Consider the following 1,101-nt stretch of genomic DNA (forward strand, 5'->3'; position numbering starts at 1 on the left):
TATACCCGTGCTCATTGAAACTGCTTGATTTTCGCCCAAATGAGGTTCATGGTATCCGTCATGAAAATATTCATTACCGATGAACAAAAAGCCGAACTTGAACACCGCCATCACACCTGCCGTGATAAGCGGGAGTGTGATCGCATCAAAGCGGTCCTGCTGGCCTCTGAGGGCTGGAGTTCTGTCATGATCGCTCAGGCCCTGCGTCTTCATGAAACGACCGTTAATCGTCATATCAGTGATTACCTTAATCACCGCAAAATCAAGCCCGAAAATGGCGGCTCTCAGAGCCATCTCAGCGAAACACAGACGCAGGAACTTATCGCTTATCTGACCGCGAATCTTCTGCCCACCACACAGGCTGTTATCCGCCTTGTCAAAGAAGCGTGGAATATCAGTTACACCGTTCCCGGCATGAATAAATGGCTGCACCACAATGGATTCAGTTATAAAAAACCGACCGGCGTGCCACACAAGTTCAACGCGGAACAGCAGCGGGCCTTTATAGAAACCTACGGGAAGCTCAAGCAGGAAGCCGGAAACAATGAGCCCATCCTGTTCATTGATGGCGTTCATCCCACGCAAGGGACGAAACTGGCTTATGGCTGGATGCGTAAAGGCCAGAAAACCGTAGTGAAAACCACAGGAAGCCGTACCCGTCTGAACCTGATGGGGGCCCTGAATCTGGCCGATATCGGTAAAACGGTGGTACGCGAGTATGACCGTATCGACAGTTATCACATCGCAGAATTTTTCATTGCCCTGCGTGAAACCTATCCGGTCAGTCAGAAGGTTCATATTATCCTCGACGGAGCCGGTTATCACCGGAGTGAGTTGGTGAAAGACTGGGCTTATGTGATGAATATTGAACTTCATTACTTACCGCCCTACAGCCCAAATCTGAACCCGATAGAAAGGTTGTGGAAAGTGATGAATGAAAAAGTCAGAAATAATCGTTACTTTGCCTCGGCGGCCTTGTTCAGGCAGGCAATACATCACTTTTTTACGGAAATATTACCGGAACTTGCCGGGAGTCTGTCACGCCGTATTAATGACAATTTTCAGATTCTGAATCCTGCATCTTCAAGTTAAGTGGGTATA

General features: G+C 48.2%; 1 protein-coding gene. It reads left to right on the forward strand.

The window, feature by feature from the left end; translation table 11 throughout:
- Nucleotides 1-60 precede the first annotated feature (60 nt).
- Complete coding sequence (locus EAE90_RS23185; protein ID WP_181147775.1) at nucleotides 61-1,092, forward strand: IS630 family transposase; 1,032 nt, start codon at nucleotides 61-63, stop codon at nucleotides 1,090-1,092.
- Nucleotides 1,093-1,101: the final 9 nt, after the last annotated feature.

Origin of the sequence: Photorhabdus caribbeanensis, assembly GCF_018448885.1 — a bacterium.
GTDB classification, from domain to species: Bacteria; Pseudomonadota; Gammaproteobacteria; order Enterobacterales; family Enterobacteriaceae; genus Photorhabdus; species Photorhabdus caribbeanensis.

What these genes read in the sequence shown, in the direction of transcription:
- EAE90_RS23185 (WP_181147775.1), top strand. Translation starts at nt 61, where the DNA reads ATGAAAATATTCATTACCGATGAACAAAAAGCCGAACTTGAACACCGC.